The 16,195-nt window shown below is 58.8% G+C and carries 12 protein-coding genes; 3 read left to right on the top strand and 9 right to left on the bottom strand.

Annotated elements, in window-relative coordinates; translation table 11 throughout:
- Positions 1-235: 235 nt before the first annotated feature.
- Entirely contained in the window at positions 236-1,084 is an 849-nt protein-coding gene (locus EI290_RS03100) for a glycerophosphodiester phosphodiesterase family protein (RefSeq protein WP_125426598.1), read from the bottom strand.
- An 80-nt stretch (positions 1,085-1,164) separates the two neighbouring features.
- Here EI290_RS03100 and EI290_RS03095 point away from each other — a divergent pair, with 80 nt between their 5' ends.
- Entirely contained in the window at positions 1,165-1,785 is a 621-nt protein-coding gene (locus EI290_RS03095) for a DUF2939 domain-containing protein (RefSeq protein ID WP_125426596.1), read from the top strand.
- A 68-nt stretch (positions 1,786-1,853) separates the two neighbouring features.
- On the opposite strand, the gene EI290_RS03090 is transcribed toward EI290_RS03095, so the two are convergent.
- The 3 genes from EI290_RS03090 to EI290_RS03080 form a co-directional block, all read right to left on the bottom strand.
- On the bottom strand, positions 1,854-2,132 hold the full coding sequence (locus EI290_RS03090; protein WP_185816823.1) for a PLD nuclease N-terminal domain-containing protein: 279 nt from the start codon (positions 2,130-2,132) through the stop codon (positions 1,854-1,856).
- A gap of 114 nt (positions 2,133-2,246) precedes the next feature.
- Positions 2,247-2,876 carry a rhomboid family intramembrane serine protease gene (locus tag EI290_RS03085; protein WP_125426592.1) on the bottom strand — a complete coding sequence of 210 codons (630 nt, stop codon included), beginning with the start codon at positions 2,874-2,876 and terminating at the stop codon, positions 2,247-2,249.
- Between the two features lie 66 nt (positions 2,877-2,942).
- Complete coding sequence (locus EI290_RS03080; RefSeq protein WP_125426590.1) at positions 2,943-3,914, bottom strand: polyprenyl synthetase family protein; 972 nt, start codon at positions 3,912-3,914, stop codon at positions 2,943-2,945.
- A 168-nt stretch (positions 3,915-4,082) separates the two neighbouring features.
- Here EI290_RS03080 and EI290_RS03075 point away from each other — a divergent pair, with 168 nt between their 5' ends.
- A complete protein-coding gene (locus tag EI290_RS03075; RefSeq protein ID WP_221766225.1) occupies positions 4,083-4,556 on the top strand; it encodes a TonB family protein in 474 nt (157 codons plus the stop codon).
- A 139-nt stretch (positions 4,557-4,695) separates the two neighbouring features.
- On the opposite strand, the gene rnr is transcribed toward EI290_RS03075, so the two are convergent.
- The 3 genes from rnr to EI290_RS03060 form a co-directional block, all read right to left on the bottom strand.
- Positions 4,696-7,236, bottom strand: a complete 2,541-nt coding sequence (rnr, locus tag EI290_RS03070; RefSeq protein ID WP_125426588.1) for a ribonuclease R — start codon at positions 7,234-7,236, stop codon at positions 4,696-4,698.
- Positions 7,237-7,416: 180 nt separating this feature from the next.
- Complete coding sequence (locus EI290_RS03065) at positions 7,417-7,836, bottom strand: ATP-grasp domain-containing protein (RefSeq protein ID WP_125426586.1); 420 nt, start codon at positions 7,834-7,836, stop codon at positions 7,417-7,419.
- A 365-nt stretch (positions 7,837-8,201) separates the two neighbouring features.
- Positions 8,202-10,253, bottom strand: coding sequence for an ABC transporter ATP-binding protein (locus EI290_RS03060; RefSeq protein WP_125426584.1), 2,052 nt, complete (start codon positions 10,251-10,253; stop codon positions 8,202-8,204).
- 229 nt (positions 10,254-10,482) lie between these two features.
- On the opposite strand from EI290_RS03060, the gene EI290_RS03055 reads away from it, so the two are divergent.
- Positions 10,483-11,469, top strand: a complete 987-nt coding sequence (locus tag EI290_RS03055; RefSeq protein WP_125426582.1) for an aldo/keto reductase — start codon at positions 10,483-10,485, stop codon at positions 11,467-11,469.
- Between the two features lie 217 nt (positions 11,470-11,686).
- Here EI290_RS03055 and EI290_RS03050 read toward each other — a convergent pair whose 3' ends face one another.
- The gene (locus tag EI290_RS03050) at positions 11,687-12,343 is read right to left on the bottom strand and encodes a lipoprotein signal peptidase (protein WP_125426580.1); all 657 of its coding nucleotides are present in this window, start codon (positions 12,341-12,343) and stop codon (positions 11,687-11,689) included.
- A gap of 263 nt (positions 12,344-12,606) precedes the next feature.
- Positions 12,607-16,122: an isoleucine--tRNA ligase gene (gene ileS, locus EI290_RS03045; RefSeq protein WP_125426578.1), complete on the bottom strand. Its 3,516-nt coding sequence runs from the start codon at positions 16,120-16,122 to the stop codon at positions 12,607-12,609.
- Positions 16,123-16,195 lie beyond the last annotated feature (73 nt).

The following is a 16,195-nucleotide window of genomic DNA, read 5'->3' as shown; positions in this document are numbered from 1 at the left end:
GTAACAGTAGGGTGAATGTGTAAATATACAGATGTATTAAACAGTAACAACTGTGTACGGTATATAACAACACTGTAATGACACATACAATACAGAATCTTGTTATAAGATACATTGTAATGCGTAAAGCAACACAGATGTAAAATGAAACAACGTTCGTTACATCTGTAACAAAGAAGCTGAATGTTACATAAGCTTCCGTACACCAACGCAACAGATATGGATTTGAGCTGCCTTATGAAAGCAGTTGAATAAGTCGGTTCGGGTAATCGGTGGTAATGCCATGTGGTTTGAAGGACAGCACGTGTCGTAAGTCAGCAAGCTCGTTAACTGTCCAGGGCACCAACCCTATCTGCAACTGCAACAACTCCTCTACCATAGCAGACGAGAGCAATCGAAAGTCGGGACCGTAGATGTGGGGCAGGAACCCTAATTCCTGCAGGTGCACATGCAGCGGCCTTTCATCCTCCACCAGCAGGCACAAAGGCAGATCCGGAGCTACACTACGTGCCAGACGCAGAATACGCTTATCAAAACACAGAAGCGTTGCGCGTTGCCCCAGACCGAGCAACCGGAACTGCTCAAGCACCAGGTTTAGGAAACTGGCTGGTGCAGGATGCCAGATACCGTCGCCGGCCGGGGATGATTTTATTTCGATACTAAAGCGTACCGGAGGCTTACCTAACTCCTGAGCCAGGGCATCGGCGAAGGCAACCACATCCCGTAGCAAGGGCTTGGGTGCAGATTCCGACTGCTGATCCGGGAAGAGCCGGTTGGGCCGTGAGCCACAATCGTACTGCCGAATGGTGGCATACGGTAGTGCGTACAGGTTGTGCTGGCGTTGCTGATCGGGCGATATGGGAGTTCCATTGGGCGCCAAGCAGAAGGCCGCCGACATCCACGGCTCATGTGAAACTACTACCTGATTGTCCGCACTTATGACAACGTCCAGTTCCAGCACATCAACGCCTAGGTGCAAGGCCCGGCGAAAGGCTGGCAGTGTGTTCTCGGGCGCAAGGCCACGGCAACCCCGATGACCATGAATTTCGGGAAAATAAGACCCAGCAGGGGAAGTGAGAATCATAGCGGCTTGACAGGAAAGGTGCTAAACTTGCTTTCATTCCAGCATACGCAATTGCTTACCTCTTATTCCATCACTTAAACATGAAAAGAACCATTTTACTGCTCCTGGTGCTGGCCCTGGCCGGTGGAGCCTACCTGTATTATCGGCATTTGAGCACGGGACCGGAATACTCATTAATGCAAGCTTATAAAGCGGTAACACAGCATGATGCTGCCGCATTTGAGCGCTACGTTGATGTAAGCAGCGTTACGGGTAGCCTAGTCGACCAAGTAGCTGAGCAGGGCTCGGCCCTAGGGGTGCTGAACCCCGGCGGATTTGCCATGAAAGGGGCCTTGCGCCTCCTAAAACCACAACTAGCCAGAGCAGCACGCCAGGAGGTAAAACGCTACGTTGAAACCGGCTCAGCCACCGCCGCTGCCGATGCTTCTTCTACCCAGATGATGAACGTGTCGATACTGGGGCTGGCCGACAAAGTGGTAGGCAAAAACAGTTCTTTCAAGGGGGTAAAATATTCCCGCGAGGAAGGAGAGCAGGCTTTTATTGGGCTGGAGTTTACCCAACCTCGCTACGATACTACGTTGGTACTAGAAGTCAAAATGCAGAACCGGGGCGACCATTGGCAGGCCACAGAAATAACTAACATCAGCGAAATACTTCAGCACGTAGCTCGCATGGAAAAGCAGCACCTGCTGGGTAAGTAGCACAGCTCACAACAGAAAGCCCCGATACTACATGTAGTATCGGGGCTTTCTGTTGTGAGCTGTGCTACTTATTTACGACCAGAGAACAGGAAGTAAATGATAGAACCACCAAAGGGGAAAAACCAAATGATAAGACCCCAGATGATTTTCTTACCGATTGACCAATCCTGCTTGATCAGGCTTAGAAAGGCTGCTACGGCCAAGATCAAGTAAAATACGCCTGCAATGGTTAAAGAACCATCAGCGCGGCGTCCGCTGCCACAGGCCGTAAGCAATGGCAAAGTGAATAAAGAAAGTAAGAGCCCAAAAAATGGGACACGACTGGAGAGAGAGAGAATCTTGTTCATAAGATACAAGGTGTTGTTGGTTGGGAGAGTGAGTTGCCTCTCAGTACGCATCACCGCCAAAATAGATTTAATCAGATATGAAATACTTGATTTAAGTATCTTATTTACAATGATTTACGAAATAAAACCCTGAATCTGATACCAGAAATGCCCTATGACCTGAGGTAGCAGCACGACTGTGAGTATCAATCCATACAAAGCACCATAGAAGTGGGCGTCGTGGTTAATGTTGTCGCCCCGGCGGCGGCCCATGTAGTACGAGTAGCCCAGATAGAGGAAGCCGAAGATGAAGCTGGGTATCTCGAAGGGCAAGGGGAAAACCAACATTTTCCCGAGCGGATTGAATAGAATAGCAGAGAAGACAACCGACGATACACCACCCGAGGCTCCCAGGCTACGGTAGCCCGGGTCGTGGCGGTGGCGCAGGTAGGTGGGAATATCCGACACTACAATACCACCCAGGTAGAGCAGCAGAAAATACAGGATGCCCGTTGCAAACCCGAATTGCTGCAGGAAAATAAACTCCACTGTCCGGCCAAAGGAAAACAGTGCAATCATATTGAATAGTAAGTGCCCGAAGTCGGCGTGCAGAAAGCCTGAGGTGATAAACCGGTACCAGTCGTTGTTGCGCTTGGTGCGGTAAGGATCAAGGATCCAGTTATCGTAGAATGTGGGGTTAGACCAGGCGTAGAAAGATATACCAACGGTCGACGCGACCAGTAGCACGGTTGGAGTGAGTTCCATAAGCACAGCGGCTGGAAAAAGACAGAAGAAAGGAATGGGGCCGCACGCCAGTGCCGGCCCCGGAAACTATTGTTCCCGCTCCAGCAGCTGTAAGGCCAGCTGGTGCAGGGGTTCTTTGCGCATTTGGGGGGCCATTACGCGCTCCAGATGCTGCAAGGCATCCAGGAAGTGCTCGTTGATAAGAGCTTCCGTCTGGGGGCGAATTTCGAGCTCGTCGTAGATGGCGCGCACGGCCTGCACCTTGGCACCGGCATCGGGCACGGGCTGGCCAATATGGCAGGCCAGGATGGCCCGCTGCGCGTCGTTGGCCTGAGCCTGGGCAGTGAGCAGGAGGTAAGTTTTCTTGTCGCTTAGAATGTCGCCGCCTACTCGCTTGCCGAAGGTGGCAGCGTCGCCGTACACGTCCAGCAGGTCGTCGCGCAGCTGGAAGGCTACGCCAATGCCCACCCCAAACTGCCGCAGGTGGTCGGCATCCTCGCGGGAAGCACCGGCCAGCAGGGCACCCAGCTCCAGCGCAAAGCCCAGCAGCACGGCCGTCTTGAGCCGAATCATATCCAGGTATTGCTTGATACTGACCTGGGTTTCGGTTTCAAAATCCATGTCCCACTGCTGGCCTTCGCACACCTCGGCGGCGGTTTGGGAGAAGCGGCGCAGCACATGGGCCAGCAGGTGCGGGGGCACATCCAGGAACAATTCGTAGGCCCGCACCAGCATCACGTCGCCGGAGAGGATGGCCACGTTGGGGTTCCACTTCTCGTGTACCGTAGCCTGGCCCCGGCGCAGGGGGGCCTGGTCCATCAGGTCGTCGTGGAGCAGGGTAAAGTTGTGAAATACCTCGGTGGCCAGGGCCGGCTTTACCAAGGCATCCAGGTCATCGGTGAAGAGGTGGCCCCCAAGCAGGGTAAGCAGGGGCCGGATGCGCTTGCCGCCCAGCGCCATAATGTAGCGGATGGGCTCGTACAGGGTGGTGGGCTGCTCGCCGTAGGAGAGACCCGACAGGCCGGCCGTAAGTTTTTGGGAGAAGAAGGACAGATCCACTAACAGGTAGTCAAGATTGAGATGAGCAAGGTACGGCAGGTTGCGGGAAGCCACGAAAACCAGCAAGCCAACTGCCCCAGTGCCTATACGGGGAAGAGGAGTTTGGGCGTTTGTAGCGTGCGTACAGCACCCCAGGCCATGCCAACACCTCTACTCCGAATAACCGCTTTGCTAGCCCTCCTGTTGGCCGCTCACGCTGGCTTTGCCCAGAACTCCTATAACTGGTGGGATGCCCGGCCGCCCGCTCCCGTAACGTCTCTACTCCGCCCAGTTCCCAAGCCGGCTGCTGCTCCCTCCCGCACCACGTCAATAGTTGTCGATTCTCTCCCGCTCACTACTGGCGGATACACACACGTGGAGGTCATGCCGGCTTTCGCCGGTGGGCAGGAGAACATGCTGAACTTCCTCCGGAAGAACCTGCAACGCCCCCGCGGCCCCCGGCAGCACGGCCGGGTACTGGTGAACCTCGTGGTAGCCGTTACGGGCGAGGTGACCGAAGTGCAGGTAGCGCCTGGCCAGGGCCTCTCCCCGGCCTACGATGCCGCGGCGGTAGAGTGCGTGCGCCGCCTGCCCTGGTTCATGCCTGGCCGGCGCGAGGGCAAGCCAGTGCCCACGGCCCTCACACTTCCCGTGATTTTCTAAAGCAAATTTAGCTCAGCAAAAAGCCCCCGACGCTGAGTGCATCGGGGGCTTTGTTGTATGTGAGAGTCAGGGACCCGAAGAAGGACGGATGTACACCGCTTGACGCGCGGAGTGTCCTTCGGCATTGCCATGACGGTGGCTACCGGCGGCGCTTATTGCCGCCCGGCTTGCCACCACCGCCACCGGGGCGGCCGCCTTTGCTGCTCTTCTCGGGGCGGTAGCCGCGGCGGGTTTCCCGGCTGGCGGCGCGCTCCTCCTGCTCCCGGCGTTTCACCGAATCGGGGCGGTTGTCCACCAGCTCGAAGTCGATGGTACGGTCCAGCAGGTTGGCCGATTTCACCACCACCTGCAGTTCGTCGCCGAACTGGATGATGCGCTTGTTGTTCTTGCCCACCAAGCGGTAATTGTCCTTGTCCAGCTCGTAGTAGTCGCCGGGGATGTCGGCAATGCGCACCATGCCTTCGCACTTGTTCTCCTCGATTTCCACGTACAGGCCCCACTCCGTCAGGCCCGATACCACGCCTGTGAACTGGTCGCCGATGCGGTCCTGAAGGAACTCCACCTGCTTGTACTTGATGCTGGCGCGCTCGGCATTGGCGGCCAGCTTCTCGCGCTCCGAGGAGTGCTTGCACTCTTCTTCAATGGGCTCCACCTCCATGTTTTTGCCGCCCTCCAGGTAGTGCTCCAGCAGGCGGTGGGCCATCATATCGGGGTAGCGGCGGATGGGCGAGGTGAAGTGTGAGTAGTGCTCGAAGGCCAGGCCGAAGTGCCCGCGCGGGTCGGTGGTGTAGGTAGCCTTGGCCATGGTCCGGATGGCCAGCGTCTGGATGACGTTCTGCTCCGGGCGGCCCACTACCTCGCTGCTCAAATCGTTCAGCTCGGCGCTTAGCTTCTTGGGGTTGGAGAGGTCCAGCTGGTGGCCGAACTTCTGGGCGAAGAGGGCGAAGTTCTGCAGGCGGTCCTCGTCGGGGGCATCGTGCACGCGGTACACCATGGTCAGGCGCGGCTTGCGGGGCTTGAGCTTGTACACGAACTCGGCCACCTTGCGGTTGGCCAGCAGCATGAACTCCTCAATCATCTTGTGGGCATCCTTGCGCTCCTTCACGTACACGCCCAGCGGCTTACCGTCGGCGTCCAGCTTGAACTTCACCTCCTGGGTTTCGAAGCTGATAGCGCCCTGCTTGAAGCGCTGCGCACAGAGCTTTTTGGCAATGGAGTTCATCAATTGAATCTCCTGCGTGTAGTCGGAGTCCAGCCCTTCGATGCGCTCCTGCGCTTCCTCGTAGGCGAAGCGCCGGTCGGAGTGGATGATGGTTTTGCCGAACCAGGAGCTGTACAGCTTGCCCTTCTCATCCAGCTCAAACACGGCCGAGAAAGTCAGCTTGTCTTCGTTGGGGCGCAGGGAGCAGAGGCCGTTGCTGAGGCGCTCGGGCAGCATGGGAATCACGCGGTCCACGAGGTACACGGAGGTGGCGCGGTAGCGGGCCTCTTTCTCCAGGGCCATGCCGGGGCGCACGTAGTGGGTCACGTCGGCAATGTGCACCCCAATTTCCCAGTGTCCGTTATCGAGCTTTTGGATGCTGAGGGCGTCGTCGAAGTCCTTGGCATCAACCGGGTCGATGGTAAAAGTGGTGATGTGGCGGAAGTCGCGGCGGCGCTCAATCTCGCTTTGCGGGATTTCCAGCGGAATGCTTTCCGACTCCTCCTCCACCTCGGCGGGGAACTCAAACGGCAAACCAAACTCGGCCATGATGGCGTTGATTTCGGCTTCGTTCTGGCCGGCCTTACCGAAGCTGCGCTTTACCTCGCCCACCGGCAGGTGGCCGGTGTCACCATCCGGAAACTCGGTAATCTGCACCAGCACCTTGTCGCCGTGCTGGGCCCCGTGCAGCTGCTCCTCGGGCACCATCACCTCAAAGTACACCTTGCGGTTGTCGGGCTTCACGAAGCCTACGGCCCCCTGCATGTAGAGGCGGCCCACCAACTCGGGGCGCACCCGGTTGGTTACCTCCAGCACGTCGCCCACGGGCTTGCCGTCGCGGGAGCCGCGCAGGCGCAGGCGCACCGTGTCGCCGTGCAGGGCAAACTTCAGGCGGTCGGTGAACACGCGCACATCCTGCTCACTTTCCTCCGAAATCACGAAGGCGTAGGAGGCAGTAGCCAAGGCCACGGTGCCAGTGATTACCTCGCCCCCGCCCTCGGGCCGGGGGCGGCGGTGGGGCGTGGAGGGGTCGTCGGAGTTGGGGAAGTCGAAGCCAGCCTCGCGGCGGCGGTGTACCACGGGGTCCTGCCCGAATTCCGTTTCCACGGGACGGCCGGCGCGGCGGTTGGTAGCAGCAAAGGGGTCCCGCTCGTTGCGTCGCGTTTTGCGGCCGCTGGCGGGCTCCGTAGCCGCATAGGCAGCACCAGGGTCAGTAAGACGGTACTCGTCGTTCTGGAGCAGGCTAAGCAGGCCTTTTTGCTTGAGGCTTTTCAGGTGGGTGAAGATATCCTCGCGCTGCTCTTTGGTGGTTACGCCCAGGCGGCGGGAAAGCTGGCGGTAAGAGAGGACCTTACCGGGGTTGTCGCGGAAGATGCGAAACACCAGGTCCTGGGAAATGGAGGGCGCAACGGCTTCGTTGCGGGGGGCTGCCTTCGCGCGGGAGGCGCGGGGGGCGGCGGGTTCGTCTTTTTCTTTCATGTAGAAAAGGAGCCGCCAGAAGGTGTCGTTTTCGCAGGCGGCGGGGTTGAGTAAGTGGGAAACTAGTACTACTACGAGGTTTCCCGGAGGTAAGTAATCCAGCCCGGCTTCGGGCTTCGGAGAGATGATACGGAATATAGCGCGGAATAACTATTCCGGGAATGAAATAGGCAGTTATGCTTACGTTATGCGGGCTAAAGCTGTCAGCACTATGCTACCGAATTCGGCCAGTCCCCATTCCTTCAGGTCTGAAACCTGTCCGTCGCCCACCTCCACTATAAGCGGCTGGCCAGCGGCGGTAAGGGCAACATCCAGGCTATAGAACAGGCGAGGCTGTAGCAGCGCAAGTACCGGCCGCAGTTCATCGGGTAGCAGAATACCGGCTGCGCCATAGGCCGCGCCATCCACCACAAAGAAGCGCCGCTCGGAACCGGCTTGCAGTGGGGTGAACTGCCGTATGAACAGCGGCTCCGTTGGCAATAGTTCATGCACCCGGCATAGTCGCATCCACTGCTCCTGCGAAGCCACCACGGAGTCGTTGCCAAACGACTTCACCAGTCCTTTCACAAAATAGCGCTGCCCGGCTGAAAAGTCGGGCACCGTGGCGACCGTACCAAAGACACTCGGGAAGGTAAAGGGTTGAATAATATCGTACCAACCCGAAGCCTGATGTGAAGCCAGATAGCTGACCGTTGATACTCGCAAAGCTATCCGTGTTGCCAGCAACTCATATTCCTCAGCGGATAGCATCCAGCCTCGATAAATAGCGGGCTCTGCTGTTACAGCCGTCGACCACAGGCGTGGGGTTTCGCTGTCGTACAAACTTACGCTCCACCCCTGCTCCCGCGCCCAAGCGCACTCCGGTTCCCATAGCGGGTCCACAGTACGCACTTCGTAAGGCAATGAGGGGTAGATAAGGTGCATGGTTTGGTTGGCGAAGAGGATGCACAACTTATGACGTTCTACTATGCCCGGCTGGCTACGGCGGCGCGGATATCGGCGGGGGTGTCTTTGGGAATGGCGGCCAGCAGTTGGCGGGTGTACTCGTGTTGGGGGTTGGCGTAGATGTCGGCGGCGGGACCACTTTCCACGATTTTCCCCTGGCGCATCACCAGCAGCCGGTCGCTCATGAAGCGGGCCACCGAGAGGTCGTGGGTAATGAACAGGTAGGTGATGCCGAACTCGCGCTTGAGGTCGTTGAGCAGGTTGAGCACCTGGGCCTGCACCGATACGTCGAGGGCCGATACGGATTCGTCGCAGATGATGCACTTGGGCTGCAGGGCCAGGGCCCGGGCGATGCAGATGCGCTGGCGCTGGCCCCCGCTGAACTCGTGCGGGTAGCGCAGGTAGTGTTCCTCCCGGAGGCCCACGGTGCGCAGTAGTTCCAGCACCCGGTCCTTCTGCTGCTGCCGGCTGCCACCCACACCGTGCACGCGCATGGGCTCCAGAATGGCCTCACCCACGGTCATCATGGGGTTGAGGGCGGCGTAGGGGTCCTGGAATACCATCTGAAACTCCCGGCGCTTGCGGCGCAGCTCCTCGGCGGGCAGCGTGGCCAGGTCTATGCCATCAAACAGAATGCTACCCGAAGTGGGCTCCACCAGCCGCAGCAGCGTACGGCCCAGGGTGGTTTTGCCGCAGCCCGACTCCCCTACCAGCCCCACCGTTTCGCCGGGGTAAATATCGAAGCTCACCCCATCCACGGCCCGCACGAATTCCTTGGTCCGGTTAAAAAAACCCTTGCGGATGGGAAAGTGCACGTTGAGGTTCTCAACGCGGAGAATAGGCTGGGCGTTGTGGATTGTGGGTTGTGGGTTATTCGTTGTCGGCGCGGCTGGCGCAGGCGTTCCAAGGTCGAAACCCAGGGCTACGGAGGGCTCCGGCGTGGCTTCCGCACCGGTCATCACTCCACTAACCTGCCCAGGGCTTGAGCCTTGGGGCTCCGGCACGGCCACACCAGACAACAGAGGTTGGCCCGATTCCAGCCCCGGGGCTGTTTGCAGGCCAAAATATGGTTCCACAGGTCGTGAAACACTATGTTCCACGGGGAACGTTTTGGTAGTTTCGGGGCCGCTGTGAGAGGTTGCGCTGGTGCTTTCACCGGCAACAGGCTCAACTACTTGCGCGGCGGCAGTTTCAGTAGCAATGAAGCCTCCGTCGGCGGTTTCCTGCATGAAATCGGCTACTACTGGAAGTTTTTTTCGGCCCACCGATAATTTTGGCCGGCAGGCCAGCAGCCCCTTAGTGTAGGGGTGTTGGGGGTTGGTGAAGATATCGAGCACCGGGCCCTGCTCCACTACCCGGCCCCGGTACATCACCAGAATGCGGTCGGCTATTTCGGCTACCACGCCCAGGTCGTGGGTGATGAAAATGAGGGCCGTGTTGTGCTGGCGGCGCAGGTCGTCCATGAGGCGTAGCACCTGGGCCTGCACCGTCACGTCGAGGGCGGTAGTGGGCTCGTCGGCAATAAGAATGGCGGGGTTACAAGCCATGGCCATGGCAATCATCACGCGCTGCTTCTGGCCCCCGCTGATTTCGTGGGGGTAGCTGGCAAATATCTTTTCGGGCCGCGGCAGCTGAGCCATGGTAAACAGCTCCACGGTGCGGGCCTCCGCCTGCTTGGCGGTGAGCGGGGTATGCAGGCGCAGGGCTTCCACCACCTGGCTGCCGCAGGTGTACACCGGGTTCAGGGAGGTCATGGGCTCCTGAAAAATCATGCTGATGTCGTTGCCGCGCACCTGCTGCAGCTGCCGGTCCGTGAGCTGGAGCAGGTCTACCTCCCCCAGCGCCTCGCTCTGGAACCGGGCCTCGCCCGACACAATCTGGCCGGGGGGCAGCGGAATTAGGCCCATCAGGGCCAGGGAGGTTACCGATTTGCCCGAGCCCGACTCACCCACAATGGCCAGCGTCTGACCCCGGTGCAGCTCAAAGGAAATATCCTGCACGGCCCGCGTGTTGCCGCGGTGGCTGTGAAAGTCGATAGTGAGGTTGCGAACGGAGAGGATGGGCTGGGACACGGCGACGAGAATCGAAGCGGAAAAAGGTAAAGATAGGCCGATGCGCGGTAGCTTGCCCCGGGTGTTTCGCGTAAGCACCAGTTGTTCATGTAAGGCCAGGAAGCCTGTCATTTTGAGCGCAGGAAAGAATCTGAGTTGATTATAAGCGGCTAACTCAGACTCTTCGCTGCACTTGGAATGACAAGCCGTAGCCTCTGAAAAATCATCATCATTCTGTTTCCTACCACTCATGCAGTACCGCAAACTCGGCAAAACCGGCTTCAACATCTCCGAAATCAGCCTTGGCACCTGGCAGGTGGGCGGCAAATGGGGCGACCCGTTCAGCCACGACACGGCCGACGCCATCCTCAACAGCGCCGTCGATTCGGGCATTAACTTCATTGATACCGCCGACGTGTACGGCGACGGGGAAAGTGAAAAGGCGGTGGGCCGGCTCGTGCGCAGCCGCTCCGAGCGGGTGTACGTGGCCACCAAGTGCGGCCGCCAGCTGCAGCCGCATACCAACGAGGCCTACCAGCCCGCTGCCCTACGCCGGTTCGTGGAAAACAGCCTGCGCAACATGCAGCTGGATACGCTGGACCTGGTTCAGCTGCACTGCCCGCCCACGGAGGTGTTCTACCGCCCTGAAATATTTGAGCTGTTCGACCGGCTCAAGGATGAGGGCAAGATTCTGAACCTGGGCGTGAGCGTGGAGAAGGTAGAGGAAGGCATTAAGGCCCTGACGTTTAGTAACGTCACCACCATTCAGCTCATCTTCAACATGTTCCGGCAGCGGCCGGCCGAGCTGCTGTTTCGGGAGGCCAAGCGACAGGATGTGGGCCTGATTGTGCGCGTGCCCCTGGCCAGCGGCCTGCTCACCGGCAAATTTTCGCCCCACACCACCTTCTCCCCCGAAGACCACCGCCAGTTCAACCGCGACGGGGCCGCCTTCGACAAGGGCGAAACCTTCTCGGGAGTGGACTATGAAACCGGCCTGGTAGCCGTAGAGGAGTTGAAGAAGGCATTTCCCGACCAGCCTAACCTGGCCCCAGTGGCCCTGCGCTGGGTGTTGATGTTTGAGGAAGTAAGCTGCGTAATCCCCGGCGCATCCCGTCCCGAGCAGCTTCAATCAAACCTGCAGGCTGCCCAGCTTCCTGCCTTCACGCCGGAGCAGATGCAGGCCGTACAAGCCATCTACGAGCAGCGTATCAAGCCGCTGGTGCATTATAGCTGGTAAGAGTACAGACGACAAGTAAGCGCGGAGTAAGAAAGAACATCAGGCTGAAAAAGACGTCATGCTGAGCGCAGCCGAAGCATCTCTACCGCTTCGTTTGATTACCTGTGCAACGAAGCGGTAGAAATGCTTCGGCTGCGCTCAGCATGACGTTATACCGAACTAAAAAGGCCCGCTGAAACAGTTTCAGCGGGCCTTTTGGACGTTTATCGAGGTTGCTCTATGCTATTTCCGAGGCTTCGGCGTCGCGGCGGGCCTGGGCGGCTTGGGCATCGTCGGCGGCCAGCGGCTTGGCTTCCTCTTGCTGGGCAAAAAAGCGGCTTTGGAACAGCAGAATCAGGGCCACACCCACAAAAATAGCCGAATCGGCAATGTTGAAAATGGGCCAGAGCGACACATGGGAGCCCCCCACCAGCGGCCAGGAGGCCGGCAGAATCCCCTCGTAGATGTCCACGTACAGCATGTCAATCACTTGCCCATGGAACCAGGGCGTGGGAGCATTGTAGGGCGCATTGTTGTAAATGACCCCGTAAAAAATCGAATCAATAACGTTGCCCAAAGCCCCGCCCAGGATCATGGCGATGCACACAAGCAGGCCGTTGGGGGCGCGTTGCCTCCAGAGACGGTAGATATAGTAGGCAATACCCGCCACGGCCACTAACCGGAAGCTGGTGAGCAGAATTTTGCCGTAGGGCGGCGGCAGCTCTACGCCAAAGGCCATGCCCGGATTGAGCGTGTAGTGCAGCTTAAACCAGCTGCCGAGCAGTGGAATTTCCCCCGGCATACCCATGGGCATGTAGTGGTGCACGGCCCACTTGGAGAGCTGATCAACAAGGATGACCAGCAGGGCCACCAGGTAGTACTTCCAGTATTTCATTCTAAGGAGGTGAGAGGCAAGAAGTGAGAAGTGAGACTTCGCCCTGACAGGGTGTCAGGACTGGTACCTCTCCCCTCTCGTAGCACAAAGTGACGAAGAATTTTGGACTTCGCTGCGTACGGGCATGGCCCGGCTGCGACACCGTTGGTATATGGCTCGGAGGGTATTTTGTGCCCTTTTAAGCTGTTTGAAAGAAGCTGCAACACACTTTGTGCGCCGGTGTGCCAACCGCCGTTTCCAGGGCGGCGGTTGGCTTCTGAGGCTTAGGCAGTTGCGACATTCAGCAATACGGGCACGGAAAACTCGTCGAATTCCAGCACTGAGCCACCACTAATTTCCGGAGCAAAATCCAGGGCCAGGGCCTGCACTTCCTCCCGGATGTAGCTGCCGAACGACTGCACGGCGGCTTCCAGTTCGGGCTGCTGCTGCAGCGTCACGCGCACCTTGTCCTGCACTTCCAGGCCAGAGTCCTTGCGCAGGTTCTGGAGGCGGTTCACCAGCTCGCGGGCCACGCCTTCCTGGCGCAGCTCGTCGGTCAGGGTCACGTCGAGGGCCACGGTGAGGGGGCCGTCGGTGGCTACCAGCCAGCCGGGCAGGTCCTGGGTGCGGATTTCCACGTCGTCGGGAGCCAGGGTATAGGCTTCGCCGTCGATTTCCACGGCCAGCTGACCGGTTTTTTCGAGCTGGCTGATTTCCTCGGCGCTCATCTGCTGGATGCGGGCCCCCACGGCCTTCAGCTTGGCCCCGTACTGCTGGCCCAAGCGCTTGAAGTTGGGCTTCACCGACTTCACCAGCACGCCGCTGGTATCGTCCAGAAACTCCACGTGCTTCACGTTCACCTCGGCGCAAATCAGGTCTTCCACCTTGCCCACCTGCTCGCGGGTAGTGTCGTTGAATACCGGCACCAGGATGCGCTGTAGCGGCTGACGCACCTTCAGCCCCGATTTTTTACGCAGGGAGTGGGTGAGTGAGGAAATGCGCTGGGCCAGCTCCATGCGCTCTTCCAGCGCCTTGTCGATGCGGGCTTCGTCGGCCTGCACCAGCAAGGTCAGGTGCACCGATTCTGCACGAGTTATGAATGATGAGTTATGAGAGCTGAATTGTGGCTTCTGCGCAGTCAATTCAGCATTCATCATTCCTAATTCATCATTCTCCCCCATCATGTTCTGGTACAGCCACTCGGCGAAGAAGGGCGCAATGGGGGCCATGAGCTGCGAAATCACCACCAGGCATTCCTGCAGCGTCTCGTAGGCGGCTTTCTTGTCCTGGGTCAGCTCGCCCTTCCAGAAACGGCGGCGCGAAAGGCGCACGTGCCAGTTGGAAAGCTGGTCGGTTACGAAATCCTGGATGGCGCGGGCGGCCTTGGTGGGGTCGTAGCCATCATAGTAGCCGCGCACTTCCTGAATCAACGACTGGAGCTTGCTCAGAATCCAGCGGTCCAGCTCGCTCAGCTCGGCGTAGGGCACCCGGTCGAACTCGCGGGCCTGGAAGCCGTCGAGGTTGGCGTAGAGGGCGTAGAACGAGTAGGTGTTGAACAACGTGCCGAAGAAGCGACGCTGCACCTCCGTGATGCCGTTGAGGTCGAATTTGAGATTATCCCAGGGCTGGGCGTTGGCAATCATGTACCAGCGCGTGGCGTCGGGGCCGTACTGCTGGATGGTCGTGAACGGGTCGATGGCGTTGCCGAGGCGCTTGCTCATCTTGTTGCCGTTCTTATCCAGCACCAGGCCGTTGGCCATTACGTTCTTGTAGGCCACCGAATCCTCCAGCATCACGGCCAGCGCGTGCAGCGTGAAAAACCAGCCGCGGGTCTGGTCCACGCCTTCGGCAATGAAATCGGCGGGGAAGTTCTTGCGGAACTGCCCTTCGTTTTCAATCGGGTAGTGCCACTGGGCGTAGGGCATGGCGCCGCTATCAAACCACACGTCAATGAGGTCCGGCTCCCGGTACATGGGCTGCCCGCTGGGCGATACCAGGAAGATGTCGTCCACGTAGGGCCGGTGTAAATCGAGTTTCTGGTTTCTAGTTGCTGGTTGCTGGTCTTCGCCTTCCTGCGAACTAGAAACCAGAGACAAGGAACCAGAAACTTTAATCGGGTTGTGGGTCATGATTTCGGCCGCTACGGCCTTATCAATTTCCGCCTTCAGCTGCTCCACGGAGCCGATGCAGATTTCCTCCGTGCCGTCCTGGGTGCGCCAGATGGGCAGGGGCGTGCCCCAGTAGCGCGAGCGGCTCAGGTTCCAGTCGACGAGGTTTTCCAGCCAGTTGCCGAAGCGGCCGGTGCCGGTGCTTTCGGGCTGCCAGTTGATGGTTTTGTTGAGCTCGATGAGCCGGTCCTTTACCGCCGTGGTTTTGATAAACCAGGAGTCGAGGGGGTAGTACAGTACGGGCTTGTCGGTGCGCCAGCAGTGGGGGTAGGTGTGCTCGTACTTCTCCACCTTGAAGGCGCGGCCCCGCTCCTTGAGGCGGATGCTGATGTCCACGTCGAGGGTGCGGTAGTCGGCAGCCGACTCGTCGTGACCGTCGTAGTTTTTCACCCAGCGGCCCCCGAATTCGCCCATCTGGGGCACGTAGCGGCCCGTCCGGTCCACGATGGGGCCGAGCTTGCCTTCGTCGTCGGCTACCAGCAGGGCGGGCACGCCGGCCAACTGGGCAGCGCGGAAGTCATCGGCACCGAAGGTGGGCGAAATGTGCACGATGCCGGTACCGTCTTCGGTGGTTACGAAGTCGCCGGGAATTACGCGGAAAGCGTTTTCCTCGCCTTCAAACGCCGGAAAGCCGGCCTCCTGGCCGAAGAGACGCTCGTAGCGGATGCCCACGAGGTCGGCGCCGGTGAATTCTCCCTCAGTGCGCCAAGGCAGGACTTTATGGTCACTATTGACGTATTCTTCGAAGGCGGCAGTAGCGCCTTTTTCCGTGAAATATTTGCTCACCAAGGCTTTCGCCAGCACCACCCGGATGGGCGCGTACGTGTACGGATTGAACGTGCGCACCAGTACATAGGGAATGTTCTTCCCTACTGCCAAACCAGTGTTGGCGGGCAGAGTCCAGGGCGTCGTCGTCCAAGCTAGGATAAAGGTTTCAACTGCTTCATCCGCGCCAGCAAACAGCTTCTCTGACTTCTCGTCCCGCTTCACCTTGAACTGGGCCACCACGGTCGTATCCTTCACGTCCCGATACGTGCCAGGCTGGTTCAACTCGTGCGATGACAAACCGGTGCCGGCGGCCGGCGAGTAGGGCTGAATGGTGTAGCCTTTGTAGAGCAGGCCCTTGTCGTAGAGCTTCTTGAGCAAAGCCCAGCAGCTTTCAATGTACTCGGGCTCGAAGGTGATGTAGGGGTCGTCGAGGTCCACCCAGTAGCCCATTTTCTCGGTGAGGTCGTCCCACTGCTGCTTGAAACGCATCACGGTTTCGCGGCAGCGCTGGTTGTACTCCTCAATGCTGATTTTCTTGCCGATGTCCTCCTTGGTAATGCCCAGCTCCTTCTCCACTTGCAGCTCGATGGGCAGGCCGTGGGTATCCCAGCCGCCTTTGCGGTGCACCTGCTTGCCCAGTAGCGTCTGGTAGCGGCAGAAGATGTCCTTCACCGTCCGGGCCATAACGTGGTGGATGCCGGGGGCGCCGTTGGCCGAGGGCGGGCCTTCGTAAAACACGAACGTAGGCTGCCCTTCGCGGGTGCTCACGCTCTTCTCAAAGATGCCGTTCTGCTTCCACCACGCCAGGATATCGGTGCCGACCTGGCCGTAGTTGAGCGGCTGCTTGAATTCGGGGTAGTTCATTTGTGGGGAGGGTCGTTGTATCAGAACGTCATGCTGAGCTTGCCGAAGCATCTCTACCTCAGACTAACTCAGT

The sequence above is a fragment of the Hymenobacter metallilatus genome (assembly GCF_003944705.1).
Taxonomy (GTDB): Bacteria; Bacteroidota; Bacteroidia; order Cytophagales; family Hymenobacteraceae; genus Hymenobacter; species Hymenobacter metallilatus.
Note: the sequence above shows the minus strand (reverse complement) of the source record. Positions and strands in the feature narration are given on the sequence as shown.

What these genes read in the sequence shown, in the direction of transcription:
- EI290_RS03090 (WP_185816823.1), bottom strand. Translation starts at nt 2,132, where the DNA reads ATGAACAAGATTCTCTCTCTCTCCAGTCGTGTCCCATTTTTTGGGCTC.
- EI290_RS03100 (WP_125426598.1), bottom strand. Translation starts at nt 1,084, where the DNA reads ATGATTCTCACTTCCCCTGCTGGGTCTTATTTTCCCGAAATTCATGGT.
- rnr (WP_125426588.1), bottom strand. Translation starts at nt 7,236, where the DNA reads ATGAAAGAAAAAGACGAACCCGCCGCCCCCCGCGCCTCCCGCGCGAAG.
- EI290_RS03050 (WP_125426580.1), bottom strand. Translation starts at nt 12,343, where the DNA reads ATGAAATACTGGAAGTACTACCTGGTGGCCCTGCTGGTCATCCTTGTT.
- EI290_RS03095 (WP_125426596.1), top strand. Translation starts at nt 1,165, where the DNA reads ATGAAAAGAACCATTTTACTGCTCCTGGTGCTGGCCCTGGCCGGTGGA.
- ileS (WP_125426578.1), bottom strand. Translation starts at nt 16,122, where the DNA reads ATGAACTACCCCGAATTCAAGCAGCCGCTCAACTACGGCCAGGTCGGC.
- EI290_RS03055 (WP_125426582.1), top strand. Translation starts at nt 10,483, where the DNA reads ATGCAGTACCGCAAACTCGGCAAAACCGGCTTCAACATCTCCGAAATC.
- EI290_RS03085 (WP_125426592.1), bottom strand. Translation starts at nt 2,876, where the DNA reads ATGGAACTCACTCCAACCGTGCTACTGGTCGCGTCGACCGTTGGTATA.